Here is a 26,997-nt window from a genome sequence, read left to right as displayed (position 1 = left end):
CGCGTCTACTCTTCTGCCAACCGGGTACCCGCAGGCCCCGACGCTACCGACATACTGGTCTGGTGACATCGCATGCACCACTCCCCGACGCCGGTTCGCCCCGCCCCACGGTCGCCGACGTTGTCGTAGTCGGCGCTGGTCCGGGTGGTGCCGCCGCGGCTCGATACGCGGCCGTCGCGGGACGCGACGTGCTGCTGATCGATATGGCCAACTTCCCCCGCGACAAGACCTGCGGCGACGGTCTCACCCCGCGAGCGGTGGCCGAGTTGCACACCCTTGGCATGGGCGACTATCTCGCTGGACGCCCGCGCATCGACGGCCTTGAGCTCAACGGCTGGGGTGCACAGCAACAGGTCCGATGGCCCGCCGGGGCATTCGGCCCGTACGGCAGTGCGGTGTCCCGATTGGAATTCGACGATGCGGTGCGACGGCACGCCGCCGATGCGGGAGCGTCGATGCTATTGGGCGTCAAGGTGATCGATGTGGAGCGCGAGGGTGATCGAATCGCCGGCATCGTCGTCGACGACGGCTCGCAGCGCTGGACGATCACCCTGACCGACCTCATCGTCGCCGACGGCGTTCGATCTCCCCTCGGGAAAATCCTTGGGCGAGTGTGGCATCGGGACACCGCGTACGGTGTCGCCGCGCGTGCATATGTGAAATCCGAACGCGCCGATGATAATTGGATGGGCTCGCATCTGGAACTTCGATCACCCGACGGCGAATTGCTCCCCGGCTACGGCTGGGTGTTCCCACTCGGCTCCGACAGCGGCGCACTGAGCACCCCGGACTCCACCGGCACGACCGGCCTGGTCAACGTCGGTGTCGGGGCGTTGGCGACAGCCAAGCGGCCGGCCCAGTTGGCACTCAAACCGGTATTGGATCACTACGCCGATCTGGTGCGCGATGAATGGTCGTTATCGGGTGCGCCACAACGGGTTACCTCAGCCCTGCTGCCGATGGGCGGGGCCGTCAGCGGCGTGGCCGGACGTAATTGGGTACTAATCGGCGATGCCGCCGCGTGCGTCAATCCACTCAATGGCGAGGGTATCGACTACGCATTGGAGACCGCCCGCCTGTCCGTGGAACTGCTTGGCGCACAGGACTATTCGACCACGTGGCCGGCGATCCTGACCGAGCACTACCGGCTCGCCTTCTCCGCGGCACGACGCTTGGCCGGGCTCCTTACGATGCCGAAGACCGTTCCGGTCCTTGGCCGTCCAGGGATCCGGTCGAATGCGCTGATGTCGATGGTGGTGCGGGTGATGGGCAACCTGATCACACCGGAGGACTCCGACCTCATCGCCAGGGCGTGGCGAACCGCGGGCCGGGCATCGGCGCGAATCGACCCACGACCACCGTTTGTCTAAGCCGCTCTCCGCGCACTATGCAGCGCGGCGATTCCGCCGGTCAGGTTATGCCAGTTCACGCCACGGAAACCCGCGTCGGTGATCAACCGCCCGAGTCCTGGCTGGTCCGGCCAGTCACGGATCGACTCGGCCAAGTACACATACGCGGCCGGATTACTCGAGACCCGACGGGCTACCGACGGCAATGCCTTCATCAGGTATTCCAGGTAGATCACGCGGAATGGCTTCCAGGTCGGCGTCGAGAACTCGCAGATCACCAACCGGCCGCCCGGCTTGAGCACGCGCCGCAGTTCCGACAGCGCCGTTGGAACGTCGTTGACGTTGCGCAGCCCGAAGGAGATGGTCGCCGCGTCGAAGGACTCGTCGGCGAATGGCAGTGCGAGCGCGTCGGCCGCGACCTTCGGCACGGCTCGATGAGCGCCTGCCTTAAGCATGCCCAGGGAGAAGTCGGCGGCGATACAGGTCGCCCCCGATCGCTCCAATTCCACCGTCGACACCGCGGTACCGGCCGCCAGGTCCAGCACGACGTCGCCGCGCGATAATGCGAGCGCCTCGCGAGTTAGCTTGCGCCACTTGCGATCCTGCGCGAAGGACAGCACGGTATTGGTAATGTCGTAACGCTTGGCGACGCCGTCGAACATCGCCGCGACGTCGGACGGCTGTTTATCGAGCCCGGCGCGGTCGGGGCGTGCGGATAATCCAGAGGCCATGACCGCTAACCTACCCCGACGCCGCCGGGGTGGCCCAGCCGCATCACCCGGCCAGCGCGGTGGGCATCCCCTGCCCGCTCACCTCGCGATAGTGTCCGAGCAGTTCGTCACAAATCGCAGGCCAGGTGCGGGTTCGCACCGTCGCCAGCGCCGCCGATCCGAACTCCGCGCGCACCGCGTCGTTACGCAACGACTCCACGGCAACCGGCAACCGATCCGCGAACTCGGCTGGCGGCAGCAGGTAGCCAGTGCGGCAATGCGCGACGAGATCTCGCGGCCCACCGGCGTCGGGGCCGATTACCGGCAGCGCCGAGGCCATCGCCTCCTGAATCGCCTGACAGAAGGTCTCATGTTCACCCGCGTGGACGAATACGTCCAGGCTCGCGTAGGCGCGCGCCAACTCCTCGCCACGCAGTTCGCCGGTGAACACGGCGTTCGGTAGCAGGGCCGACAATCGCGACCGCTCCGGCCCGTCTCCGACGATGACCAGTTGCACGCGGGGATCATGGGCCAGTGAAGCCAGCCGCTCTACATGCTTCTCCGGTGCCAACCGCCCGACGAATCCGACAACGAGTTTCGGTTCACCCGCGCCACGCCACGACGCGACCAATCGGGCGTCGGCTTTCGTTGGACCGAATCGCTCGACGTCGACCCCACGGGCCCAGCGGTGCACCCGCGGTATTCCGTGTTCAGTCAGTGCGGCGATACTGTCCGACGACGGCGCGAGTGTGCGATCGCACATCGCATGCAGGCGCCGGGTGTAGGTCCAGGCCGCGCGGGTCGCGATACCGGCGCCGTAACTGGCCGCGAATCCGGCGACGTCGGTCTGGAATACCGCGACCGACGGCAGTCCCAGCCGACGCGCGGCATACGCCCCGGCCATCCCGATGACGAATGGCGACGCAAGATGTACGACGTCGGGTGCGAAGTCGCGCAGCGCGCGGTAGAGCAGCGGCGTCGGGACTGGGCAGGGCAGCGACGCGACGCCCGGAAACATCACCGATGGCACGAGATGGACCGGTGTCCGACCGACGACTCGCGGTGCGTTGGGTTGCCCGCGAGGCGAATCCGGGGCGATGATCACCGCTTCGTGACCGGTACGTTCGAGGTGTTCGGTAACCCGTAGAACCGAGTTGACCACACCGTTGACCTGGGGCAGGAAACTCTCCGACACGATGGCTACTCGCATGAAAACAGTGTCTGCCCACCGGTTTGCCAAGTCGGGACGACGCCGGGTGCCGCGTCGCGAATTTCAGGTGAACACTTAACCGCTCGCCGGCGGCCGACGCAGCCGCAGCCGGCGACTGACCTCGGCCACCAGCAGCATCAATACGATGACCGCGAGCCAGCCGATGACCGCGATCGACAGCGCGGGCGTCAACGACAGTTTCCAGTCCCGGCCGGTTGGACGAGCGAGATCGGGATTGGTGATGTCATAGTCGACACTGATTCGGTCGCCGACCGCCAGCTCGGTGGGATACAGCAGCCCCAGTCGCGGGCTGTAGATCTGGCCGTCCGGGGTTTGCAGGTTCACCGCCGCGTGCAGCGCATCGGCCGATACGACGTCGGCGATGACGGTGCCCTTGTTGGCATCAATCTGCGAGTCATTGTGATGACAGCCCGCGACCAATACGACCGCGATGGCCGTCACCACCGCACCGATGCAGAGCAGCACGATCTGGGTATAGCGCTGCACGGTCGGATTCATGGTCGTCAGTGTAGAGACCTACAGGCGGGCGCCGATCGCTGCGTGGACCTCACGCAGGCGCGTGCGATCGGTGGTCACCTCGACGACTTCAATTCCGCCCGCCGGCCGCGGTCCGCTCAGCAGCGTCGGCAGTTCATCGATCGTTGCCCGACGATGCGGCACCCCGAATCCCGCGCACAATGCCGCCAGGTCGGTCCGATGCGGAGTGCCGAAGACACGTTCGTACGCGCCCGCATACGGGCCGGAGTTGTAGCGCGGATCACCCTGTTCGAGTAGTCCGAAGATCCCACCGCCGTCGTCGTTGGCAACCACTATGCGTAGCGCGGACGGTCGCGGCTCCTCCGGTCCGATGACGAGGGCGGTGGCGTCGTGAATGAAAGTGAGATCGCCGAACAGGGCGATCGTCTGACTGTCGGGCCGCGAAACCTGTTGCGCCAGAGCGGCTCCGATGGCTGTCGAAATATTTCCGTCGATGCCTGCAACACCCCGATTCGACACCACCGAGACACCGTCAACGACATGCCCGGCGAGCGCGACATCGCGGATGGGATTACTCGAGCCGATGACCAGTTGATCGCCGGATCGTACTGCGCCACTGACTATTCGGGCGATATGCAATCCCGTCGTCGGCCCGGCTTCGTCGAGTACCGCATCAACGGCCCCGACGGCTCGCTGCTGCGCGCTCGCGCACTCCTTCAGCCACTCCTCGCGTGGCGTCGCCGTCGGATCCACCCTGGTTCCAGTCGCCATGACGTTGCCCGACACATCCGGCCAGCGCGGGCCGGTGGTGATGGCGTAGACGCGGACATTCGGATCGGCGAGCAGCCGGGACACCCCGCGATGCAACGTCGGACGGCCGCAGATAATCGCCTGCTGCGGTTTGATCAAATCGAGCGCCAGTGGATGCAATGGCGAGTCCGGCTGTGGTGCAGTGGGTTCGGCGACGGTCGGGATACCGGCGAGTTCTGCCGAGACGCCGGCACCGTGTCCGGCGATGACGACGGTGTCGAGGCTGAGATCGATCGGGATCGGAACGTCGAGTTTGCCGATCGGCGCCAATGTCCACGGCGTGCCACCCGCGCGACCGGCGAATACGCCGAGATCATCGTCAGGTGCGGTGTCGACGTCGGGCACCAACGGCTCACGCAACGGAATGTCGAATTGAACCGGACCGGCATTGCCGGTACGCGCGCCACGCGCCGCAGCGAGGACGCGACCAACCGCGGAACGCCACTGACTGTTGGTGTCGAGGTCTTGTTCGGCCAGCCCGAGGCTGATCGTCGCGCGCACCTGAGTTCCGAAGATACCGAACTGTTCGACGGTCTGGTTGGCACCCGACCCCAGCAATTCGTATGGCCGGTTGGCGCTGATCACTACCAGGGGGACACGGGCGTAGTTGGCTTCAAATACGGCCGGACTCATATTGGCGACCGCGGTACCGCTGGTCATCACGATGGGTACCGGCCGCTTGGACGCCACCGCGAGTCCCAGCGCCAGATAGCCGGCCGACCGCTCGTCGATCCGCACATGCAGTCGAAGGCGCCCCTGCTGGTCGGCCGCATGCAGCGCGAATGCGAGTGGCGCGTTACGCGATCCGGGGCACAGCACCGCTTCACTCACGCCGCCGCGAATCAATTCGTCGACGATGACGCGGGCCTGCAGTGTGGACGGATTCATGGCTTCCAGCGTATGCGCCCCACCTGCGGCGTCGAGCATGGCGTCGGGCACACCGCCGATCAGCGGACGGAGTTGCGGAACACTCCCAGCGACAGCGCGCCGAATACTCGCGGTGTCTGCTCCGCGTAGTATCGGTCGAGTTCAACGGGCTCCCAGCCGCCGGCGGCCACAACCTCCGGAATGTCACGGGTGAGATGACAGCCGCCGCCGACCCGGCGCTGGATTGGCTCCAGTCGCCGCTGCCAGCGTCGAATATTTTCGTCCGGCGCACTGCCGTGTTCGAGGATATGCAGGGTCCCGCCGGGTTTGACCACCCGGCGCAACTCTGCCACCGCCGCGGGCAGGTCGACGATGGTGCACATCGTGTAGGTGGATAAGGCGGAATCAAAAGTATTGTCGTCGAACGGAAGTCGTTGTCCGTCCAATCCGCCGCGAGTAATCGGCACCGACGATCCGGCAACTCTGCGCTCGGCCATCCGCCACGCGGTATCGGACGGTTCGATCGCGGTCACAGCGGCTACCGCCGCCGGGTAGCAGTCGACGTTGGCACCCGCCCCGAATCCGATCTCCACCGCTGCCCCAGTCATCCCCGCGGTCGCCTGACGTCGCGGTTTCCTCATCGCGGGCATCCCGCAGGTCCGCTCGATGATATGCGGAAGAATGCGGTCCTCATAGAAGCCCATACCGCAACACTAGGTCGCCGCGCCTCCGACTGTGGTCGGATGACCGACTTACTGACTTCGCGGTAGGGTGCCCCCATGAGTCGCGAATTCGATGTCATCGTCTTCGGCGCCACCGGCTTCGTCGGTGAGCTGACCGCCCGTTATCTGGCTGAGCACGCCCCAGCCGGCACCAAGGTCGCCCTGGCGGGACGGTCCGAGGTGAAACTGGCGGCTATCCGGGCGAACCTACCCTCGGCGGCCGCATCGTGGCCGCTGGTCGTCGCCGATTCCGATTCGCCGGCCAGTCTCGACGCCATGGTCGCCCGCACACAGGTGATCTGTACGACCGTCGGCCCGTACCTGCGTTACGGCGAGGCCCTGGTGACCGCTGCGGCGAGTGCGGGGACCGATTACGTCGACCTCACCGGCGAGGTTCCGTTCGTACGCTACTCCATCGACAAGGCTCACGAGACTGCCGTCGCGACCGGTGCGCGTATCGTCCATTCCTGCGGATTTGATTCCGTCCCTTCGGATTTGGGCACCTATCTGCTGTACCGAAAGATCGCGGCCGACGACGCGGGCCAACTCACCGACACCACCATGATCATTAAGTCGATGCGCGGCGGAGTTTCCGGCGGCACCGTCGACTCGATGCGGGTCATCGCTGACCAGGCTTCCGATCCAGCGGTGCGACGGGTGTTGCTCAACCCGCAGGCGCTGTCGTCGGGACCGAATGAGACCGTGCAGGCGACGCGTCGCAGCGAACCGTCGGATATCTCCCTGATCCGCGCGAAGACTGTCGATCCGTCGCTGACCGGCACATTGGCGCCATTCTTCATGTCGTCGTACAACACCCGAATCGTGCGACGCAGCAATGCGTTGCTTGAGGGTGCCTATGGGCCAGACTTTCACTACGGCGAGGCGATGGCAGTTGGCGGCGTGCCGGTGATATCGACCGTCGCGGCCAGTGCCGTCGCGGCCGGTGCCGGATTGTTCCTGGGCGCGATGTCGATCAAACCCACCCGGAAGCTGCTCGACAAAGTGCTGCCCGCCCCGGGACAGGGGCCCAACGAGAAGTCACGGGACAAGGGATTCTTTGTCTCCCAAACGTTTACGCGCACGACGACCGGTGCGCGCTATCGCTCGGAGATCCGTGCCAGCGGCGACCCAGGTTATAAGGCGACGGCGGTGATGTTGGGCGAAAGCGCATTAGCGCTGGCACTCGACCGCGACAAACTGCCGAAACATGTTGGCGTGCTTACGCCGTCGGTCGCGATGGGCGATGCGCTGGTGGAGCGACTACGCGGCGCGGGTTTTGCGCTCGACGTAACGAAACTCGGCTGATGCCCGTTACGGTTGGCCCGGCTTGAGTTGGATGAACAACGCGTCCATCTCCGCACACAGTCGATCGCCTTCGTGCAATGTCCCACGCACGAACACCTTTCGACGCTCGACGCGGTCGACCCAGCAATGTACCTTCAACTCACGGTCCAGCGGCGTGAGTGAGCGGTAGTCGACCTTCAAATACGCTGTGCGGCAAATCCCTTGGATATTCAACGCCCCAGCCATGCCGCCGAGGTCGTCGAAGAGCAACGCTACGAAACCGCCGTGCGCCGCACCGTTTCCGCCCAGGTTGAACCGAGTGAAGGTGATCGTCGCATCAACACCGGTGGGTCCGGCATCGACGACATCGTAGGGCGGCAGGGTGATATTGCCGCGCGCGGGCAAGTCGATCCGGGTGCCCGCCGGCGACGTCCACTCATCGGTTTCGACGGCCGCCAGCTTCTCATTCATACCGCGAAGTTGATCAAGCAATTCGTCGGTCAGCTCGGCCGTCGGCAGGGCCGCGCGGACTCGGTCCATGAATTCGCGTACCTGCCCGACGAACTCGCCATAGTCGGGTCCGCCCCGCTCGGTGCTGATGTCAAAGGTCGGCCGGAAGCCGCCCTCGTGGGCATCGGTCATCGAGGCGGACTCGACATCTGGCTGAGCACTCATCTACTTAACGTATAAGAGCGCCCTCAAACATCAGAATCCGGCCGGAACCTTGTATCCCGGTGGCAGTTTGACGCCCGGCGGGGACTTGAGGACCTTGATGGTGTCCTTAAGCGTGGGAGCACCGGGGATCACCGGCACCATGCAGTCCATCTTCACCGGACCACCGCGAAGCGCACTGTCGACCAATGACTGCATCGACGGCTGCAAAGTCATGGTGATATGCACTACCGGGTCGTTGGGGCATAGGTCCTGCGTGATGATGTTGCGGTAGTTACCCGGCCCCGACATCAGGTTGATCCAGTAGGGAGCCGCTTCTTCTTCCTGCAGCGTGGTGATGTTGAAGTACTTGATGCCCGGCAGCGCCTCGCGCGGCGTATTCAGGGCGTTGACTACCTTGCTGCCCATCGCTTCTTCTTCACATGCCGGGGTCGGATTGACCTTGCGGTACTGCTTCGGCAGATACTGGAGTCGGTCAGCGGGCGGGCATTTGCCCTGCCGTAGCCACTGCGCCTGGTACGGCGATCCCTTGATGATGCCCGACAGCAACACGACATTGCGTGCGAACTTCTGGCCACCGTAGTACTTCAGCCAGTACCGAGTGACGAGCCCGGTCTGCGACGCACCGACCACGTCGAATTTCTTCTGGCCCGTCTTCTTCGACAGCGCGGCGACATAGCGACCGAGCTTCGCGGAGTTGCCGCGGATCGAATAGAACGGGTTATTCGCCGGGTCACTGTCGTCCTTGGTCAGGAAGACGTGCACGTCGTAGCCGCGCAGACGCATCGGCGTCGCGAAGGTCTCCGCGAGCTGTGCGGTCTCGATGGCGCTGGCCACGTAGACAACCGGCACCTTCTTGTTCAGTTTGACCGGAGTGAGCGCTGCGGGAGCGGGTACAGGAGCGGCTTGCGCCACCGAAGTTGCCGTGACAGGAACGACGACAGCGACGGTAGCCACCACGGCCAACGCCGCGGTCGCCAGACGACGGGAAAGATTCATGTCACGATTAGATCACATCGGTTAGGCGCACCTAACACCTTGTGACTACAAGCACGCGTCGAATCGGGAATTCACAGCCACGGCGGCCCCGTTCCGCGCCACCACTAGGGTTGTCGGCATGAGTGAAACATCGACTGCCAACCCATTCGAGACAAGCCAGTGGGCTGAGGTCGATGGCTTCGACAACCTCACCGACATCACCTACCACCGGCATGTCGGGGTGGGGCGTGCCAACGGGATCGTACGGATCGCCTTCAATCGCCCCGAGGTGCGCAACGCGTTCCGCCCGCACACCGTCGATGAGTTGTACCGCACCCTCGACCACGCCCGACGCAGTCCTGATATCGGGACGATTCTGCTGACGGGCAACGGCCCGAGCTCAAAAGACGGCGGCTGGGCTTTCTGTTCCGGCGGTGATCAGCGCATCCGCGGACGTTCCGGCTATCAGTACGCGACCAGCCACGACGCCGACGTGAACGCGGCCGACGCATCGAGTGTCGACGCCGCCCGCGTCGCAGCAGAGGGTGGGCGTCTGCACATCCTCGAAGTACAGCGACTCATCCGCACGATGCCCAAAGTGGTCATTGCGGTCGTGAACGGCTGGGCCGCGGGCGGCGGACATTCCCTGCATGTAGTCGCCGACCTCACCCTGGCCTCAGCCGAGCACGCGCGTTTCAAGCAGACCGACGCCGATGTCGGATCCTTCGACGCCGGATATGGCAGCGCATACCTGGCCAAACAGGTCGGCCAGAAATTCGCGCGGGAGATCTTCTTCCTCGGCGAGGCATATGACGCGGCGACCATGTATCAGATGGGAGCGGTGAATCGTGTTGTGCCCCATGCCGATTTGGAGAACACCGCCATCGAGTGGGCACGCAAGATCAACGGCAAGTCGCCGACCGCGCAGCGCATGCTGAAATTCGCATTCAACCTCACCGACGACGGGCTGATGGGGCAGCAGGTATTCGCCGGCGAAGCTACGCGACTGGCGTATATGACCGACGAGGCGGTCGAGGGACGCGATGCCTTCCTGGAGAAACGCGACCCGAACTGGGACTCGTTCCCGTACTACTACTGAGCGGCACCGGATTGGTCGAATACCGCCGCGCGAGCCCGCGGGGTCTCGATACACCCGCCTCGGCTAACGCCTCACCGGGCACTCGACCAGCGACAACGGTCCCCAACCGACAGTCGAGTAACTGTCCGCACTGATGGTCGAGTGCCGCCGCGGGCCCTGCGAGCACGACGGCACAACCCACAGCCCAGCGGGCACTCGGACAGCGATAACGCCTTAGTCGAAATACTCCTGCAAGGTGGCCATCGTGTCGACGCGCTCGGCATGGGTGCCGGCGATCGGCGAGGCCAGCACTACTGTCGTCCCGGCTCCCTTGAATGCCGCAACTCGTTCTGCGACATAGGATTTCGGTCCGATCAATGACATCGCGCGTACCAGGTCGTCTGGCACGGCAGCGGCGGCCTCGGCCTTTTTACCGTCGAGGTAGAGGTCCTGGATGAGTTTTGCCTCGTCGGCGTAGCCGTATCGAACCACCAGCGAGTTGTAGAAGTTCTTGCCGCGCGCACCCATACCGCCGATATAGAGCGCGGCGTGGTGGCGGACGCCAGCGAGGGCGTTGTCGATAGCCGTCTGATCCTCGGTAACCAGGGCGGCCGCCTGCACCACGATGCCGAGTTCACCCAACGCCGGATCGCGTTTGGCTTTACCTGCTGCCAGCGACTCGCCGAATGCCGCGTCGACATACTCAGGATGGAACAGGAATGGCTGGAACTCCTCGAACAACTCGGCCGCGAGTTCCACATTCTTCGGCCCGATCGCGGCAAGCAGCATCGGAATGCGCTCGCGTACAGGGTGATTGATGATCTTGAGCGACTTGCCCAGTCCACTTCCACCGTGCTCCTCGTCGAGCGGGAGGGTGTAATGCTTTCCGGCGAACTCCACTTTCTCGCGACGCCACACCTTGCGACAGATTTCGGCATTCTCTCGGGCGCGGCCCAACGGGAAGTCGTATTTGACGCCGTGGAAACCCTCGATCACCTGCGGCCCCGACGCTCCGATCCCGAGGATCGCACGACCGCCGGAAATGTAGTCGAGACCGGCCGCGGTCATCGCAAGGTTCGTCGGGGTACGCGAATACATCGGCAGAATCGCGGTCTGCAGTTCCATCTTCTCGGTCTTCGCGGCGATGTAGCCGAGTTGGCTGACGGCGTCGAAACTGTATGCCTCGGGAACGGCGATCCGGCCGACTCCCACCCCTTCGAAGTCGGCGAGATTGGCGATGGTTTCACGGAAGTCGCCCGCGTAATTGATTGGCATGCCGAGCTTGATGGAGGTCATGGTTGCCGATTGTTCCACGGGACCATCGCGCGCGGTGTCGGCCACGTCACACCGCCTGTGGTTGCATCTCGCAGTCGACTAGATGAACAGTTGGTGAACTCAGCGAATCCTCAGGCAAAGACGCTGGTCACCGTGTCAACCAATCCGCGCATTAGTTAGGCGAATCGATAGGCCGCACATCATGATTTAAACCATGAGCGCAGAGATGCTGATCCTGGTACTGCTGGTGATCACCGCACTTGGTTTCGACTTCACCAACGGATTCCACGACACCGGAAACGCGATGGCTACCTCCATCGCCACCGGAGCCCTTAAACCCAAAGTCGCCGTTGGCCTTTCGGCCATCCTGAATCTGGTCGGAGCTTTCCTCTCCGTCGAGGTCGCGGCGACCATCACCAAAGACGTCCTCAACATTCAAGCCAAGGACGGCGGCCTCGCCGGCGGCTTGGACACCACCACCGCGCTCCTGATCATTTTCGCCGGTCTCGTCGGCGGTATTCTCTGGAACCTCTTCACCTGGCTCTTCGGCCTCCCGTCGAGTTCTTCACACGCCTTGTTCGGCGGGCTGATCGGTGCCGGTATCGCCGCTGCGGTCAGCATCAACTGGCACGGCATCTCCGCGAAGATCATCGTCCCGGCGCTGTTCGCGCCGGTTATCGCATGTGCCGTCGCCGCCGCTGGCACCTGGATGATCTACGCACTCACCAAGCGCCTCACCAACAACCAGAAGGATGACGGCTTCCGCTACGGGCAGATCGCCACCGCATCGCTGGTCTCATTGGCGCACGGCACCGGCGACGCTCAGAAGACGATGGGCGTTATCGCGATGGCGCTGATCGCTTCCGGCCACCTCGACGCCGGCAGCGTAAAACACGGTCTGCCGTTCTGGGTGGTCTTCAGCTGCGCGGCGGCCATCGCCCTCGGCACCTACCTCGGCGGCTGGCGCATCATCCGCACCCTGGGTAAGGGCCTCGTCGAGATCGCTCCCCCGCAGGGTCTGGCCGCCGAGGCCAGCTCCGCCGCAATCATCCTGACCTCCTCGGCCGCTGGTATGGCGCTGTCGACCACCCATGTGGCAACCGGTTCGATCCTCGGTTCGGGTGTTGGCAAGAAGGGCGCCCAGGTCCGGTGGCAGGTCGCCGGTCGCATGGTCGTCGCATGGGTCACCACCCTCCCGGCAGCCGGCGTCGTAGGCGCCCTCTGCTACTTCGGCGCGCACCTGCTCGGTGATCTCGCTGGCGCGATCACCATCTTCGGAGTCCTCATCGCTCTGTCGGGCTACATGTACTGGCGCGCCCAGCAGAACAAGGTCGATGCCGGAAACGTCAACGCCGAATGGGATGACGAGAACGGCCTCATCCCGGCCGATGACGCCGACACCAAGAACACGACGACTGTCGCCTGAACGCCAAGAATCGACAAGGACTGAAGACTCATGGATATCGCTGAATCGATCCTCAAGGTGTTGGCCATCGGCTTATTGCTCGGCGCCGGTCTGCCTGCCCTGTTCGCGGTGGGCCTGCGCTGGTACGCGGACGGCTCAGGCACCGTCCACGACGACGGCACCGTCTCCGCCCCCAACCCACTCTTGAAATATCTCGGCATAGTGCTCTTCGCCATCGTCGCGCTGGTCATCATCACCGGCATCCTGTGGATCACGCGACAGACGATCTACTACTACACCGACGTCAAGATCTTCCCGTTCGGCTACAAATAACCGAGAGCGAGCGCATACATGACTAACCAGTCGACATTCGAGTCCATCGTTTCGTGGGTTCGCAAGGGATATCCCGAAGGCATTGATCCAACCGAGTTTCCGCCGCTTCTGGCCCTGCTGACGCGTGTCCTCGACGAGGAACAGGTCACCAATGTGGCGCTGACCCTCGCCCGCGAATACGGCACCGACACCCCGTTGACCGAAGAGCGTATCCACGCCGCGATCGCTCAGGTCACCGAACAGGAGCCGAACGCCGAGGAGATCAATCAGGTCGCCAGCCGCCTCGCAGCGGCCGGTTGGCCGCTCACCACCGAGGTCACCGTCGGTTAACCGCTTCCGTTCTTCCCCCGGAATCCCGTAGCGAGAGCGCTGCGGGATTCCTGGTTTCGATACTCTTGCGACAAAGGAGGTACCGCATGGATCGCCCAACGTTCTTGAAGAGTGTCATCGACTGGCTGCGTGCCGGGTACCCCAACGGTGTACCTCAGGGTGACTACATCCCGCTGGTGGCGCTCCTGCGCCGCCAACTCACCGAGGATGAGGTCCAGGATGTGGCTGTGTCGCTGATCAAGGAAGCGCGTCCGCCGTCCGACGAGATCTCCAAAATCGACGCCGGCGTGGAGATCACGAAAGTCACCGAAGATCTACCGAATGACACCGATCTCAACCGGGTCCGCAGAGTTCTCGAAGGCGCCGGATGGCCGTTCGACGATCACCCACTGGGTCCTCCCCCGAGTGAGTAATACTCGCGGACGCCGATTGACCCCGCTCCCCATGCCAATGGGTCCCGCGGTACTCGACGTCGCCGATGACCTGACCGCCCTACTCGACGGCGACGCGGCCTACCTACCTCTGCCACCTGCCCCCGACGATCCGGCCGCGATCCTCCTGACTGATGCACTCGGTGCCGGCCAACCCATCGCCGACGACGCCGCACTGGTGATCGCGACGTCGGGTACCACCGGGATTCCCAAGGGAGCGGTACACACCGCCGCGACGCTGCGGGCGTCTGCCCGCGCTACCGCCAGCCGGCTCGGCGGCGACGGCAACTGGCTACTCGCCCTGCCCGCCCACCACATCGCGGGGTTCCAAGTACTTCTACGAGCGTTGGCCGCCGGACATAAACCGGCAGTACTCGACGTATCGCACGGCTTCGACGTCAATGAGTTCGTCGTTATGGCCGCTGCCCTACGGGCAGCCCGTCGGTACACCTCACTGGTACCGACGCAATTGCTGAAGGTTCTCCAATCACCTTCAGCGACAAAGACTCTCAGTGAATTCGACGCCGTCCTCGTCGGCGGCGCGGCAACTCCGGCACCGTTGCGTCGGCGAGCCGAGCAGTCCGGCGTGCCCATCGTCGCAACCTACGGCATGAGCGAGACCGCGGGCGGCTGCGTATACGACGGCAAACCGCTCGATGGCGTGCGGGTGCGGATCACCGAATCCGGACGTGTCGCACTAGGGGGACCGACCGTCGCGCACGGTTACCGCAATCATCCCGACCATCCGTCTTTCGCGGAGCCCGGCTGGTTCCTCACCGACGACCTCGGCCGCATCGACGACGGCGTGCTGTCGATCATCGGGCGGGCCGACGAGGCGATCTGCACCGGCGGTTTGACCGTCGTGCCGCAGGCGGTTGAAGCGGTGCTGCTGGAGGATCCGCTCGTCGCGCAGTGCGCCGTCGTCGGGGTCCGCGACGGTCGGCTCGGTCAGCGGGTAGTCGCGGTCGTCGTCGCGGCGGGCGATGTCGAGCCGACGTTGGACTCCCTGGCCGGCCGCGTCGGTGAACAACTCGACCGCTTCGCCGCGCCACGTGAGTTGTTTGTCGTCGATGCGTTGCCGATGCGCGGACCGGGCAAGGTCGACCGGCGCGCACTGCGTACTCAGCTGGAGGGCTGAGGATCTACCGCAGGTGACGCATGGAAGGATCGGTGCGTGGCTTCGGTGAAACAGTGGATCGACGGTGCGCGACCCCGCACGCTCCCCAACGCAATCGCCCCGGTGATCGCCGGGACGGGTGCTGCGCTGCATCTCGCGGCCGACGGCGTCGGTGACCGCTTCGGCGGTATTGAATGGTGGAAAGCGGCGCTGGCCCTTGCGGTTTCGCTGTCCCTGATCATCGGCGTCAACTACGCCAATGACTACTCCGACGGCGTTCGCGGCACCGATGATGATCGCGTCGGACCGATGCGGCTGGTGGGGTCGGGCGCCGCGAGCGCGCAGGCGGTGAAGTTGGCGGCGTTCGGATGCCTTGGCCTCGGCGCGGTATGCGGTTTGGTGCTGGCGTTGGTCACCGCGTGGTGGTTGGTGGTAGTCGGCGCCGTCTGCATTGCGGGAGCCTGGTTCTACACGGGCGGCAAAAAGCCCTACGGCTACTTGGGATTCGGCGAGGTCGCGGTCTTCGTCTTCTTCGGCCTGGTCGCTGTGTGCGGTACGCAGTATGTGCTCGTCGAACGCGTCGATTGGGTCGGTGTGCTCACCGCCGTCGCGGTGGGTTCGCTGTCGTCGGCCGTACTCGTGGTCAACAACTTGCGCGATATCCCGACCGACACCGAATCCGGCAAGATCACCGTCGCCGTACGTCTCGGCGATGCCAAGACGCGAGTGCTATTCGCGACGCTGACAGTTGTGCCGTTCGTCGTTTCGCTTGCACTCATCGCCGCGACGCCGTGGGCACTGGCCGGTTTGCTGGCCGCGCCACTGGTCTACGTCGCGAATAAGCCGGTCACAGGCGGCGCGAAGGGAATGGGTTTGATCCCCACGCTGGGTGCAACCGGCCAGGCGATGCTGGCGTGGTCGGCGCTGACGGCGGTGGCCCTGGCGGTCGGGTGAGCGCAGCTCTGAATCGTGCCATGGCTATGTCGACAACCTGCGCTAGAAACAACTCCTTGTCAGGCCTAAATCGCGGTTTCGCAGACCTTTGTGCCGCATCGCACATTCCCTGATAAATGTGTTCGCGGACGCAGTTCGCCAACACATATAAATCGCCAAGCTTTCGGTGCGACGAATTCGTCACCCATTCGCACTGAAGGGTATGCCAATTAATCCGGTGACAATAAATCATCGAGATTGGGATCTTGACGGGCATAAGCGCGCGCGAATTATGCTGCAGGTATCACCTAGCTAGGAGTATGCGACGTTGACATATCTACCGTCTCAACCGCACCGGAAGCTCATAGGACAGCCGTGACGAACCAGCCGCGAAGTCCGCGTCGCAACTCGTCGAGCGATGTCGAATACTGGACGAGCAGCTATGCACTGCCGGGCGTCGCCGCGGTCAACGCCGCCACTTTGGAGGCAGAGGGCTGGTCGGGGATGGGGATCGTCGACTCGCAGTGCACCTCCGGAGATACCTTCGTGGCCGCCACTGTCGCGTCGGTGGCAACCAGCGTCCTGCGCCTGGGCACCTCGGTGACAAATTCCATCACCCGCCACCCCGCCACCCTGGCCTCCGCTGCTGCCGCATTACAGGAGGAATCCGGCGGACGATTCGTCCTCGGGATCGGGCGAGGAGATTCCGCGCTCGCCCACCTTGGACTCGCACCAGCACCCGTTGCTCAGTTCGAACGCTTTCTCGAACGACTCCAGGGGTATCTCGCCGGTGATGATGTCCCCTTCGATCTCGCGACGGATGCGGTCGGTGGGCTGCGCTCAGTCGAATCCCTCGGTCTGGCCGGTGCCCCCGACGCGAGTCGTTTGCGCTGGCTCGAACGGAACGCCACGCAGCCGAAGGTGCCGGTCGACGTCGCCGCGACCGGACCCCGGATGATCAAGATCGCCGCCCGCCTCGGCGACGCGATCACGCTCGGTGTCGGCGTCGATGACGACCGGGTGGCATGGGCCATCGACTTGGCTCGCCAGACCCGAGAGGCAGCCGGCCTCGACCCCGACACGCTGGGAATCGGAGCCTATGTGCCACTGATGATCGACGACGATCGCGTTGCGGCACGTGAGGCGTTGCGGGGGCATGTCGGCTCCTACGCCCGTTTTTCGGTGATGCAGAATGGCACTGCGGGCCCGATCGCCCGATCCCAATCCGCTTCACTCGCCGCTGTCAAACAAAGTTATGACATGCGTGCACATTTCAAACATGGCTCGCCGCAGAGTCAAGCGGTTACCACCGAAGTATTCGACGCATTCTCAATCGCCGGACCCAGCGATTATTGTCTCGACCGCCTCGGCAAATTGTATGAAATGGGTATCCGGCGATTCCAGCTCATGGGTCCGGGCGCGGGCGCCCCTGACTCCCTGGTCGCCGACTGGCGCGCTCGGATTGTCGCGGAAATCCTGCCGGCGTCCGTTAACTGAATTGAGAACTGTCGACGCGGAAAATTCGTATTTTCCACTCGGCGGGTCATCGAAGCTGCTGCCAAAACACCAACGCTTCATCGTCGCCGACATTGCGGCAACTCGCAATGCCACCGCGATCCACGGTGAGTACGTCACCCTCGCGGAGTAGAGGTCGGGCAGATTTCAAGATGGCCTGAACCATTCCGCGGCCGACTATCAGCACCTGGGTGAGGTCGGAATCGAAGCCGGGTGAGGATGATCCGCGGGGCAATATTCGGCTGACCGCAGTGGATAGCGCCGGACGACCGCCCTGTCCACCACGACCGTGGGTGATGATTCGCGGCGTCTGGTGGCTATCGGAGAATCCGGCCCGGTCGATGCCGTAGTCGGGGGTGCGGCCACGAACGAGCTGATCGACGGTGGTACCGAGTTTATCCGCGAGGTCGAGGACGGTTTCCAATGACATCGCGTGGTGGCCGCGCTCGGCCTGCGAGATCGCGCTGCCAGACACCCCGACCATCCATGCGAGATGCGCCTGACTCCAGCCGCGTTCGCGGCGGACCGCACGCAGCCCACGACCCAGCAGGGACGCGGTCGAAGTCGCCTCCACACGGATACCCTCTGGGCCCAGGCGATACGGCAGGATCGCCCCGCGCACCTCCGCGCCGCGGGCGTCAGCGCGTTCGACGCGAATATTCGTCGCGTCGACTTCGAGAATCACCGGAGCCAGCGTCGACAATCCTTTGTTCGCATCACCTGAGCCATCGAACCAATATCCGACCGCACCGGTCCGCGCTATCAGAATGGCGAGCCCGCCGGACCGGTCGGGTGCCGGGGCGTTCGCCGGCCGGGCGACGACGACTAGGGTTTTTCTTCCCAGTGCTTTCAAAGCTTCCGCAGCCGATGAGACATCATCGACCGATGTGATATCGACCCCGGAAATACGGTCGCTGATCCCCCGCTCATCCACCTCTCCGACGAGGAGTAAACCGGCGAATCGCTTGCCCGACAACGCCGCGACCACGAGTTCTTGCTCGAGACCCTCGTCAATCGACGTCGCGGCCTTCTTCGTCCAGAGTATGTTCTCGCCCCAGTCCATCCCCTGAAGCAATTGATCGAGAGGCGGCAACCCGAACAGTGGACCGGTCATACTCGGCGGCCGTCCAAAGCTATGCGCTCCATTCCGAAGACCGTACACTTTGGTCCCATGGGCACACAGGTGAACCACGATGAGGGCACCGTCAACGGTATTTCCGGTGAAGACCGCACCGTCCTCGTGGAACTGTTGAGCGATGCACGCAGGGTGAAGGAATTCTCCGGCCCATGGAGCGTGGAGTGTGCCTGGACCGAGGGGTTCAAGAGTTCAGCGTCAGTACGCGGTCACTCCATCTCATTCGATCAACCGGGAGATGTGCGGGCCGACGATACGGCTCCGACACCACACGAGTACATGTTGTCGGCAGTCGGTAGTTGTGTGCTGGCAGGGGTGGTGTTGCACGCGACTGTCGTCGGAGTCCAGCTTCACAGCCTGCGGGTTTCGGTGTCCGGCACTTTTGAGAACACCCTCAAGTGGGCCGGGCTCGAATCTTCCGGAAGTCCCGGGTATCGGTCGCTCGAAGTTCACGGCGCCATTTCCGGGGACGCCGAAGACAGTGTCTTACAAGACATCTGGGATCGCGCACTGTCCGGATCACCGGTAGCGCACACGGTACATCAGGCCACTCCGGTGAGTACCGCACTATCTATTGACTGACAGCGCTCGCCGACTCGACCGACGCGATCACATTTCGCGCCTTTGGTGACCGTGCCTTTGGTGACCGCGCCTTTGGTGACCGTGCCTTTGGTGACCACACGGGCACGACGCGTCTGAGCCACCGCTTTTCGGGTGACGCCGCCGCGCGGTCGCTCCCTTAGCGGGGTTCTACTCAGCCGACTTGCCTGGTCGGACGATCGCCGTAGTCGCGGCGCCGCGCCAATCCCGCCCCTTCGGCCGTACCCGCTTGGCCATATCCACCCATTCCGGGCCAATTTGTCATACCCGCGGCCGGGGGGAAACGCGGGCCGGCGGAGCATCCTTCGCCGCTCAGTCGCGAGAGTGCACGGCCGATTTCAAGTACCGACACCGACGGCATCGAAGCCTGGCTACGCGCCCGGAAAACCTCACCCTGCTTACCAAAACAGAAGTAGAGATTATTAAATTTCTAGAAATAGCGCTGATTTTAAAGTGGCGCTTAAGTTGCCCTGCCCCCATACTTGGGTCGTGCGGCACCTGATCGCATCAGACAGCACCTGCACGTGAACGCACAGAGTTCACCACCAACGATCGACGGAGCATTGTGGAAATGACGAACACACTGGTCGATGTCATCCAGCAACACGCTGCCGAGAACCCCGAGAAGCTCGCGTTCAGATTTCTCGAATCCGGAGACGTGGACGGCGACATCTCGTATCTGACCTACGGTGACCTGATCGCGCGAGCGCGGGCGCTGGCTTCCGAACTCGATGAACACGCGGGCCGACGGGCTCTGCTGCTCTACCCGCCGGGACTGGATTTCGTCGTCGCCTTCACCGCCTGCCTGCTCTCGGGTACGACGGCGATCCCGATGCCACTGCCGGAGCGCAGCGAATGGGATCGCGGATTGCGGCGACTCCGTCAGATCATCACCGATGCCGGTGTCTCCGTTGCGCTTTCGACCTCTCCGGTGGTTGCGAGATTCAGCCGGGAGGCAGATGATCTGGACCTGACGTCACTCACCTGGATCGCCGGGGATGTCATCGGCGATACGCCGCGTCGGGGCTGGGCGGCACCGACCGTCGATCCCGACGGCCTCGCCTTCCTGCAGTACACAAGTGGTTCCACCTCCACTCCCCGGGGCGTTGAGGTCACCCACAAAAACCTCATGCATAACCAACTCGCCCTCGCGGAAGGATTCGGCCACACCGCCGAGGTCATTCGCGACTGGGAGGGGGACCTCTTCGCCAGCTGGCTGCCGGTCTATCACGACATGGGGTTGATAGCTCCCCTGCTGCAGACTCTGTTCTTCGGCAAAACCAGCACCTTGATGTCCCCACTGCACTTCGTGGCGAAACCCGAACGCTGGCTTACGGCGATTTCCACGTATCGGGCGCATACCGCGGGGGCGCCGAACTTCGGGTACGAGCTCAGCTTGCGTCGAGCGACCCCGGAGCTGACCCGCGGCCTGGATCTCAGCTATTGGCGGACAGCATTCAACGGTGCCGAGCCGGTACGTCCGACGACGCTGCGCGCCTTTGCGAAAGCGTTCGCCCCCAGCGGTTTTCGCGCCGAGTCACTACTACCGGTCTACGGCCTCGCAGAAGCCACACTGATGGTGACCGCATCGAATCGCGACGAACTGTTCACCACCCACCGACTGCCGGGGGACAACACCGAGTGGGTCAACTCCGGACGTCCTCCGGCAGGTATCGGTGTGCGGATCGCCGATCCGGACAACGGCGTCGAAGTCGCTGACGAAACCGTCGGCGAGATCTGGGTTTCGGGCGACAGCGTCGCGAAAGGCTATCTCGATTCCCCAGAGAAGACCGCAGAAGTATTCCGAGCCGAACTCGGTGGTATTCCCCACCTACGCACCGGTGATCTCGGCTTCCTGCACAACGGGAACCTTCATGTGACAGGACGAAGCAAAGACCTGATCGTGATCGACGGGAAGAACCACTATCCGCAGGATATCGAGCTGACCATCGAGCAGGCGACTGCGGGAGTCCGCCCCGGCTGCATCGCGGCCTTCTCCTATGACGACGGAACAAGCGAGTCGGTTGTCGTGGTAGCCGAGATCAGAAAGTCGGACTCATCGGCGATCGACGCGCCCGGCCTGTCGGAAACCATCCGCCGCGCCGTCAGTGGCGCACACGGAATCGCCGTCGCCGATGTCGTGTTGGTCGAACCTCGCACCATCTACAAAACCAGCAGCGGCAAGATTCAACGGCAAGCGTGCCGGACCGCCTATCTCGAAGGCTCGCTCGCGATTGCCGCGCGGGCACCCGAGCAGACCACCATCAAGACTCCCACCGATCCCCCGGCAAGAAGGCGCCCGAGACTGTCCAAGGGCACGATCGAGTTCTGGCTCCAGGATGTGATCGCCGAACGTGTTGCGGCCGAACCCGATTCGATCGGTACACAGCAGCAGTTGACGGATCTCGGTTTGGGATCCAAGGGGATGGTCGAACTATCGGTGGAGCTCGGCGGATTCCTCGGCCGGGAACTAGAGCCGACTTTCTTGTTCACCCACACCACCATCGCGGAGGCCGCGGCCGCCGCAGCCGGTGCCGTCACGAATGAAGTGCCATGACGACTAAAGCCCAGCCGCCCAACGCAATTCCCACCCCAGGACACGGTTCGGACGACGACATCGTCGTCGTATCAATGGCCTGCGATTTCCCCGGCGGCAGCAAGAGCCCCGAACAGTTCTGGACTCTCCTGCGCGAGGGAAATCGCGTAACCGGCGACCCGCCCGTCGAACGGTGGCCCGATCAGCCGGATCTGTTCGACGATGACCCCGACGCCACGGGTAAGGCGTACTCCCTCACCGGCGGCTACCTCTCCCGAATCGATCGGTTCGACGCCGGGTTCTTCGGCATCGGTGAGACCGAAGCCGAATCGATGGATCCGCAACAACGCGTTCTGCTGCAGACCGCGTGGGAGGCAATCGAACGATCGGGTAAACGCGCCGAGGATCTGCGTTCGGTACGGACCGGTGTCTACATCGGCGCCTACGGCAGCGGATATTCGTCCACGTCATCCCTCGACGACCTCGACGGCTATGTCGGCACCGGTTCGGCCGGCAGCGTAGCCTCGGGCCGGATCGCCTATTCCTTAGGACTCACCGGTCCCGCGATGACAATCGATACGGCTTGCTCGTCATCACTGGTCGCGTTGCACCTCGCGACACAGGGGCTACAGTCGCGCGATTGCGACATCGCCTTGGTCGGTGGAGTCAGTCTGCTGGTGACGCCGACCAACCATGTCGAGTTCAGCAGAATGCGCGGGCTTTCCCCGTCTGGGGTGTGCAGCCCCTTCTCCCCCGAAGCCGACGGTGTCGTCTGGGCCGAGGGCGCCGGCGTACTCATGGTCCGACGGCGGGGCGACGCGGTACGCGACGGAGACCCGATCCTGGCGGTAGTGGCAGGGTCGGCCATCAATCAGGACGGCCGGAGCCAAGGGCTGACAGCGCCGAGCGAATCCGCTCAGGTGACAGTTGTGACGTCGGCATTGGCATCGGCGGGAGTCGCACCGGCAGATGTCGACTACGTCGAAGCACATGGCACCGGAACACCGCTGGGTGACCGGATCGAACTCGGGGCTCTGGACGCCGTGTACGGCCAGCCGACCGATACCCGCCAGCCCCCGCTGGTCGTGGGTTCGGTGAAGTCGAACCTTGGTCATATGCAGGCTGCGGCGGGGATCGCGGGGATCGTGAAAGTTGTTCTGGCCTTGCACCATGAGTGGATTCCGGCAACGGTTGGTTCGCGAACCGGACCGCTACGCGAGCGGATCGTCGGCTCCGGCGAAGGACGGCCGTGGCGACGCAGCGCGAATCGGCCTCGCCGAGCCGGTGTCAGCGCCTTCGGAATCAGCGGCACCAATGCCCATGTCCTGATCGAGGAACCGCCGGTCCCGGCGACGACGCCCGCCGATGGGCGGGTGTCAACGCATATCGTCCTCTCCGCCAGGAGCGAGGGCGCCTTGCGGGGTAACGCGGCACAGCTAGGGCGGATGATCGAAGAACTCCACCGCCAGCCGGGAGTGTCCCTCGCCGACGTCGCCGACGCACTCACCCAGCGCCGCACTCATTTCGAATACCGCGCGGTGGTGCTGGCCGACCGGACCGAGCAGGTGGTCGACGGATTACGACTCATCGGCACCGGGGAACCAGTCGATCAGCCGACTGTGGTGCGGGGTGACCGGCTCGGAGCAATCGACGGCAAAACCGTATTCGTATTTCCCGGCCAAGGGTCGCAGTGGGCAGGTATGGCCGTTGACCTACTCGAACACTCCGAGGCGTTCGCCGCAGAACTGGCTCGGTGCGACATCGAGATCCGCAAGATCACCGGGTGGAGTGTCATCGATGTCCTTCACGGGCAGGGCTCCGCGCCGGCCTTAGCCGCCGATGATGTCGTCCAGCCGGCATTGTTCGCGGTCATGGTCTCGCTCGCGGCGCACTGGCAGGCACAAGGCATCTATCCCGACGCTGTCGTCGGACATTCCCAGGGGGAGATCGCCGCCGCCTATGTCGCAGGCGCGCTGACCCTGTCGGCAGCGGTGAAGGTGGTGACCACCAGAAGCAGTGCACTCGGCCAGATCTCCGGGTCCGGCGCGATGGCCTTGGTCGGCCTGAGCGCCGATGACACCGAGGCGGAACTGGCGGCACGGTCGGGTGATCTCAGCATCGCGGCGACTAACGGCGTGCGGACGACCGTAGTCGCGGGGAACGAGCGCGACGTCGCGGACTTCGTGGAATCGCTGGACCGGGACGGGGTGTTCGTTCGTCGTCTGGCTGTGAACTACGCGTCACACAGCGTCCAGGTTGAGCCACTGAAAGACGTTCTGCTCCAGAGCCTTTCAGATATTCATAGCGCCGCCACCGACATCGCGTGGTACTCGACCGTCGATGCCGAGGTGGTGACCGACAATATCGACGCGGAGTACTGGTTCGACAATCTGCGCGAACCTGTTCGCTTCGTCGAGACCACCGAACAGCTGATCCGCGACGGCCACCGTCATTTCGTCGAGATGAGTCCGCATCCGTCCCTGGTCACCTCGATCGAGAGTGTGGCCGATTCACTTCGGCGACGAGTCTCCATAATCACGTCGTTGCGACGCGACGACGACGGCCACGCACTCCTCGACCGCGCCCGGGCGGAGTATTTCGTTGCGGGCGGCGACATCTCGTGGCAGCCGACCGACGACGCGAGGCGGGGCGGCGGCGTCGTGTTGCCGACCTACGCGTGGGATGAACGGTCGTACTGGAAACGGGCACCGGCGTATTCCGCCCCAGCCTCACTCTCCGCCGGCAGTCCGGGCGCGCCGCTACTCGACAGCGCCGTGCATCTCGCGTATTCGAACGCGACGCTCTTCAGTGGCCGAATCTCGCCGGACCGTCAGACCTGGATCGCCGATCATGCCGTCTCGGGTATCGCGGTCCTACCCGGAACCGCGTATATCGACATCGCGCTCGCCGCGCTGCGGGAGAGCGGGGCCACCGCGATCAGCGAACTGACCCTGCACTCCCCCCTCGCATTCGGGACCGATAACCGTGAACGGGAAATACAGGCACATGTGGCCGACGTCGACGGGCTCGGCCAGCGGTTGCTGAGAATCCATTCCAGAACGATCGGCTCGCAGTGGGAACTCTGCGCCGAGGGCGTACTCGATCACTCCGCTGCCACCGTCGTCGATCCAGCGCCCCGCGAATTCGCGATCTGGCCGCCCATCGGCGCGCGATCAGTCGACCTGACCGACGCCTACGACATCCTGTGGAACCGCGGCTACGAATACGGTCAGCGGTTTCGCGGACTAAGTGCCCTGTGGCAGCGCGGTGAAACCCTCTACGCCGAACTTCGGGTCCCGGAAGGACTCTCGGAAACCGACTATTCGACTCTTCATCCCGCGATCCTTGATTCGGCCCTACACGCGCTGGCGCTGGTATCGGAAGGCAAGATCGACGTCCCCTACAGCTGGAGCGGGGTCCGATACCTCGGGCCGGACGACAATCGGCTGGCGGCGGGTGACCGGCTGCGGGTGATTCTGCACCGGACCACTGACGAGAATTCGGTCCGGCTCATCCTCGGGGACAGTGCCGGCCGCGTCGTCGCCGATGTGGATTCACTGGTAGTGAGGGCGATATCGGCTCACGCGTTACTCGAGTCCATCGGCGAGACCGCCGTGTTCGAGACGCGCTGGCGCGAGGCCGACTCGACCGCGCCGCAGGAACCGGTCGCATTGACACCGGTCGAGGTCATCGCCATACCCGCGGTTGACCCAGCACAGTCGCCCGAACGCGCCATCAAGAACACGCGCGAGGTCCTGGAGAAGCTGAACTCCTCTCTGGCACAGAGTGATTCGAATATCGTGGTGGTAACTGCGAACGCGGTCGGTACCGGAGGCGATGCCGGGGCGGATGGCATCAATCCGAACGCGGCGGCGGTCTGGGGCCTGATCCGCAGCGCGCAGAACGAATATCCCGGGCGTATCACGTTGGTCGATACGGACGGCTCGGTATCTGACCAGTCGGTAGTTCAAGGGGCCAGCCGGTATGGAGGTGGAGCGCAACTCGCGGCCCACGCCGGGACCTGGTTGATCCCGGAGGTCGTTCGCGCGCCGCGGTCGAATGACGCACGCGACCGACTGGCACCACTTGGCGGCACCGCTGTGGTGACCGGTGGTACCGGCGGTCTCGGACGACTGTTCTCGCGACACCTGGTCGAGCGGCATGGAGTGGAACGGGTGATCTCGCTGAGCCGGCGGGGCCCGGACGCCCCAGCCGCCGCCGATTTGCGAAAGGAACTGGAAGCGCTGGGCGCCCAGGTGGAGATCGTGTCCTGCGATATCGCCGACAGTGGACAGTTGAGCGCTGTCCTGCGCGGTATTTCCGGGGACCGCCCGCTCACCGCCGTCGTACATACCGCGGGAGGACTGGCCGACGCGGTGGTCACCGACATCGACGATGACGACCTTGAGCAGGCATTTCGCGCGAAGGCCGTGGGCGCGTGGAATCTCCATGAACTCACCAGGGAGATCGCGACGCTGCGAGAATTCGTCCTGTTCTCGTCATTCGCGGGGGTGATCGGTTCAGCCGGCCAGGCAGCTTATGCCGCGGCGAACACCTATCTCGACGCGTTGGCGGAACGACGCGTCCAGATCGGCTTACCCGCCCGGTCACTCGCCTGGGGACTGTGGGATGCGCCATCCGATCTGACCGGCGGCCTCAGCGACGCTGACACCGCCCGACTGGCGCGGATCGGGATCGGAACGATCTCACCGGAGACGGGCACGTTCCTCTTCGACGAAGTCATCAAAGGTGAGCAGACCTCGGCGATCCCCGCCCTGATCGATCCGTCAACGATCCTCGCCAGCGGGACCTATCACTCGGTTCTCTTCGATCGGTGGGACCGTCGAACGCCGGCTCACGCTGCCGGCGCCCCACCGGCACAGGCCGCCAGCACATCGCCCACATCGGTCGAGGACACGGTCGATCTGGTCTCCGAATTGTTGGGCTCGGTTCTTAACCTGCGCGGTGGGCATACCTCGATCGGGACCGAGGAAGTGCTACCCGACTTGGGACTCGACTCCCTCGGTGCAATCGAATTGCGCAACAAGATTCATGCCCGAACCGGCGTTCGGCTCTCGGCCACCGCCGCATTCGAATACCGGACGGTCGCCGACCTCGCCGACCATCTCTACTCCAAGATCGCCGCCGCGGCCTGACCGGCCGCCTGTCACCACCACGAATTCCCTATCCGCAGCTCGCCAATCGAGAG

Annotated in this window: 22 protein-coding genes; 13 read left to right on the top strand and 9 right to left on the bottom strand. The window is 64.1% G+C overall.

The window, feature by feature from the left end; genetic code table 11:
• Nucleotides 1–62 precede the first annotated feature (62 nt).
• The gene (locus tag AAFP29_RS03495) at nucleotides 63–1,370 is read left to right on the top strand and encodes a geranylgeranyl reductase family protein (RefSeq protein WP_419215914.1); all 1,308 of its coding nucleotides are present in this window, start codon (nucleotides 63–65) and stop codon (nucleotides 1,368–1,370) included.
• Here AAFP29_RS03495 and AAFP29_RS03490 read toward each other — a convergent pair.
• The 5 genes from AAFP29_RS03490 to AAFP29_RS03470 form a co-directional block, all read right to left on the bottom strand.
• Nucleotides 1,367–2,080 carry a demethylmenaquinone methyltransferase gene (locus AAFP29_RS03490; protein ID WP_419215913.1) on the bottom strand — a complete coding sequence of 238 codons (714 nt, stop codon included), beginning with the start codon at nucleotides 2,078–2,080 and terminating at the stop codon, nucleotides 1,367–1,369. The two genes, AAFP29_RS03495 and AAFP29_RS03490, sit on opposite strands and share 4 nt — an antisense overlap.
• A gap of 43 nt (nucleotides 2,081–2,123) precedes the next feature.
• Nucleotides 2,124–3,269 carry a glycosyltransferase family 4 protein gene (locus AAFP29_RS03485; protein ID WP_419215912.1) on the bottom strand — a complete coding sequence of 382 codons (1,146 nt, stop codon included), beginning with the start codon at nucleotides 3,267–3,269 and terminating at the stop codon, nucleotides 2,124–2,126.
• A 75-nt stretch (nucleotides 3,270–3,344) separates the two neighbouring features.
• On the bottom strand, nucleotides 3,345–3,788 hold the full coding sequence (locus AAFP29_RS03480; RefSeq protein WP_419215911.1) for a hypothetical protein: 444 nt from the start codon (nucleotides 3,786–3,788) through the stop codon (nucleotides 3,345–3,347).
• 18 nt (nucleotides 3,789–3,806) lie between these two features.
• Nucleotides 3,807–5,465, bottom strand: a complete 1,659-nt coding sequence (gene menD / locus AAFP29_RS03475) for a 2-succinyl-5-enolpyruvyl-6-hydroxy-3-cyclohexene-1-carboxylic-acid synthase (RefSeq protein WP_419215910.1) — start codon at nucleotides 5,463–5,465, stop codon at nucleotides 3,807–3,809.
• Between the two features lie 59 nt (nucleotides 5,466–5,524).
• Nucleotides 5,525–6,148, bottom strand: coding sequence for a class I SAM-dependent methyltransferase (locus AAFP29_RS03470; protein WP_419215909.1), 624 nt, complete (start codon nucleotides 6,146–6,148; stop codon nucleotides 5,525–5,527).
• A gap of 75 nt (nucleotides 6,149–6,223) precedes the next feature.
• On the opposite strand from AAFP29_RS03470, the gene AAFP29_RS03465 reads away from it, so the two are divergent.
• Nucleotides 6,224–7,471, top strand: coding sequence for a saccharopine dehydrogenase family protein (locus AAFP29_RS03465; protein ID WP_419215908.1), 1,248 nt, complete (start codon nucleotides 6,224–6,226; stop codon nucleotides 7,469–7,471).
• 6 nt (nucleotides 7,472–7,477) lie between these two features.
• Here the strand turns inward: AAFP29_RS03465 and AAFP29_RS03460 are convergent, their stop codons facing one another.
• Nucleotides 7,478–8,125 (bottom strand): PaaI family thioesterase, encoded by a 648-nt coding sequence (locus AAFP29_RS03460; protein ID WP_419215907.1) that lies wholly within the window; start codon nucleotides 8,123–8,125, stop codon nucleotides 7,478–7,480.
• A 30-nt stretch (nucleotides 8,126–8,155) separates the two neighbouring features.
• Nucleotides 8,156–9,121, bottom strand: a complete 966-nt coding sequence (locus AAFP29_RS03455; protein WP_419215906.1) for an esterase/lipase family protein — start codon at nucleotides 9,119–9,121, stop codon at nucleotides 8,156–8,158.
• Between the two features lie 118 nt (nucleotides 9,122–9,239).
• On the opposite strand from AAFP29_RS03455, the gene AAFP29_RS03450 reads away from it, so the two are divergent.
• A complete protein-coding gene (locus tag AAFP29_RS03450) occupies nucleotides 9,240–10,199 on the top strand; it encodes a 1,4-dihydroxy-2-naphthoyl-CoA synthase (RefSeq protein WP_419215905.1) in 960 nt (319 codons plus the stop codon).
• Nucleotides 10,200–10,412: 213 nt separating this feature from the next.
• Here AAFP29_RS03450 and AAFP29_RS03445 read toward each other — a convergent pair whose 3' ends face one another.
• The gene (locus AAFP29_RS03445; protein WP_419215904.1) at nucleotides 10,413–11,474 is read right to left on the bottom strand and encodes an LLM class F420-dependent oxidoreductase; all 1,062 of its coding nucleotides are present in this window, start codon (nucleotides 11,472–11,474) and stop codon (nucleotides 10,413–10,415) included.
• 193 nt (nucleotides 11,475–11,667) lie between these two features.
• Here AAFP29_RS03445 and AAFP29_RS03440 point away from each other — a divergent pair, with 193 nt between their 5' ends.
• From AAFP29_RS03440 to AAFP29_RS03410, 7 genes are all read left to right on the top strand, one after another.
• A complete protein-coding gene (locus tag AAFP29_RS03440; protein ID WP_419215903.1) occupies nucleotides 11,668–12,879 on the top strand; it encodes an anion permease in 1,212 nt (403 codons plus the stop codon).
• Nucleotides 12,880–12,909: 30 nt separating this feature from the next.
• Nucleotides 12,910–13,191 carry a hypothetical protein gene (locus AAFP29_RS03435; protein ID WP_419215902.1) on the top strand — a complete coding sequence of 94 codons (282 nt, stop codon included), beginning with the start codon at nucleotides 12,910–12,912 and terminating at the stop codon, nucleotides 13,189–13,191.
• A gap of 18 nt (nucleotides 13,192–13,209) precedes the next feature.
• Nucleotides 13,210–13,521 carry a DUF3349 domain-containing protein gene (locus AAFP29_RS03430; RefSeq protein WP_419215901.1) on the top strand — a complete coding sequence of 104 codons (312 nt, stop codon included), beginning with the start codon at nucleotides 13,210–13,212 and terminating at the stop codon, nucleotides 13,519–13,521.
• A gap of 86 nt (nucleotides 13,522–13,607) precedes the next feature.
• On the top strand, nucleotides 13,608–13,934 hold the full coding sequence (locus AAFP29_RS03425; RefSeq protein WP_419215900.1) for a DUF3349 domain-containing protein: 327 nt from the start codon (nucleotides 13,608–13,610) through the stop codon (nucleotides 13,932–13,934).
• A gap of 31 nt (nucleotides 13,935–13,965) precedes the next feature.
• Nucleotides 13,966–15,090, top strand: a complete 1,125-nt coding sequence (gene menE, locus AAFP29_RS03420; RefSeq protein ID WP_419215899.1) for an o-succinylbenzoate--CoA ligase — start codon at nucleotides 13,966–13,968, stop codon at nucleotides 15,088–15,090.
• A 36-nt stretch (nucleotides 15,091–15,126) separates the two neighbouring features.
• On the top strand, nucleotides 15,127–16,023 hold the full coding sequence (locus AAFP29_RS03415) for a 1,4-dihydroxy-2-naphthoate polyprenyltransferase (protein WP_419215898.1): 897 nt from the start codon (nucleotides 15,127–15,129) through the stop codon (nucleotides 16,021–16,023).
• Between the two features lie 354 nt (nucleotides 16,024–16,377).
• Complete coding sequence (locus AAFP29_RS03410; RefSeq protein ID WP_419215897.1) at nucleotides 16,378–17,499, top strand: LLM class flavin-dependent oxidoreductase; 1,122 nt, start codon at nucleotides 16,378–16,380, stop codon at nucleotides 17,497–17,499.
• Nucleotides 17,500–17,545: 46 nt separating this feature from the next.
• Here AAFP29_RS03410 and AAFP29_RS03405 read toward each other — a convergent pair whose 3' ends face one another.
• Nucleotides 17,546–18,631, bottom strand: a complete 1,086-nt coding sequence (locus tag AAFP29_RS03405; RefSeq protein ID WP_419215896.1) for a helix-turn-helix domain-containing protein — start codon at nucleotides 18,629–18,631, stop codon at nucleotides 17,546–17,548.
• A gap of 57 nt (nucleotides 18,632–18,688) precedes the next feature.
• Here AAFP29_RS03405 and AAFP29_RS03400 point away from each other — a divergent pair, with 57 nt between their 5' ends.
• From AAFP29_RS03400 to AAFP29_RS03390, 3 genes are all read left to right on the top strand, one after another.
• Nucleotides 18,689–19,234 (top strand): OsmC family protein, encoded by a 546-nt coding sequence (locus tag AAFP29_RS03400; protein WP_419215895.1) that lies wholly within the window; start codon nucleotides 18,689–18,691, stop codon nucleotides 19,232–19,234.
• Nucleotides 19,235–19,823: 589 nt separating this feature from the next.
• Nucleotides 19,824–21,809, top strand: a complete 1,986-nt coding sequence (locus AAFP29_RS03395) for an AMP-binding protein (RefSeq protein ID WP_419215894.1) — start codon at nucleotides 19,824–19,826, stop codon at nucleotides 21,807–21,809.
• On the top strand, nucleotides 21,806–26,944 hold the full coding sequence (locus AAFP29_RS03390; RefSeq protein WP_419215893.1) for an SDR family NAD(P)-dependent oxidoreductase: 5,139 nt from the start codon (nucleotides 21,806–21,808) through the stop codon (nucleotides 26,942–26,944). Before AAFP29_RS03395 ends, AAFP29_RS03390 begins: the two co-directional genes overlap by 4 nt.
• The last annotated feature ends 53 nt before the right edge of the window (nucleotides 26,945–26,997 follow it).

Source organism: Gordonia sp. CPCC 205333, from assembly GCF_048537885.1.
In the GTDB taxonomy this organism is placed as follows: domain Bacteria; phylum Actinomycetota; class Actinomycetes; order Mycobacteriales; family Mycobacteriaceae; genus Gordonia.
This window is presented reverse-complemented; position numbering and strand designations above follow the sequence as displayed.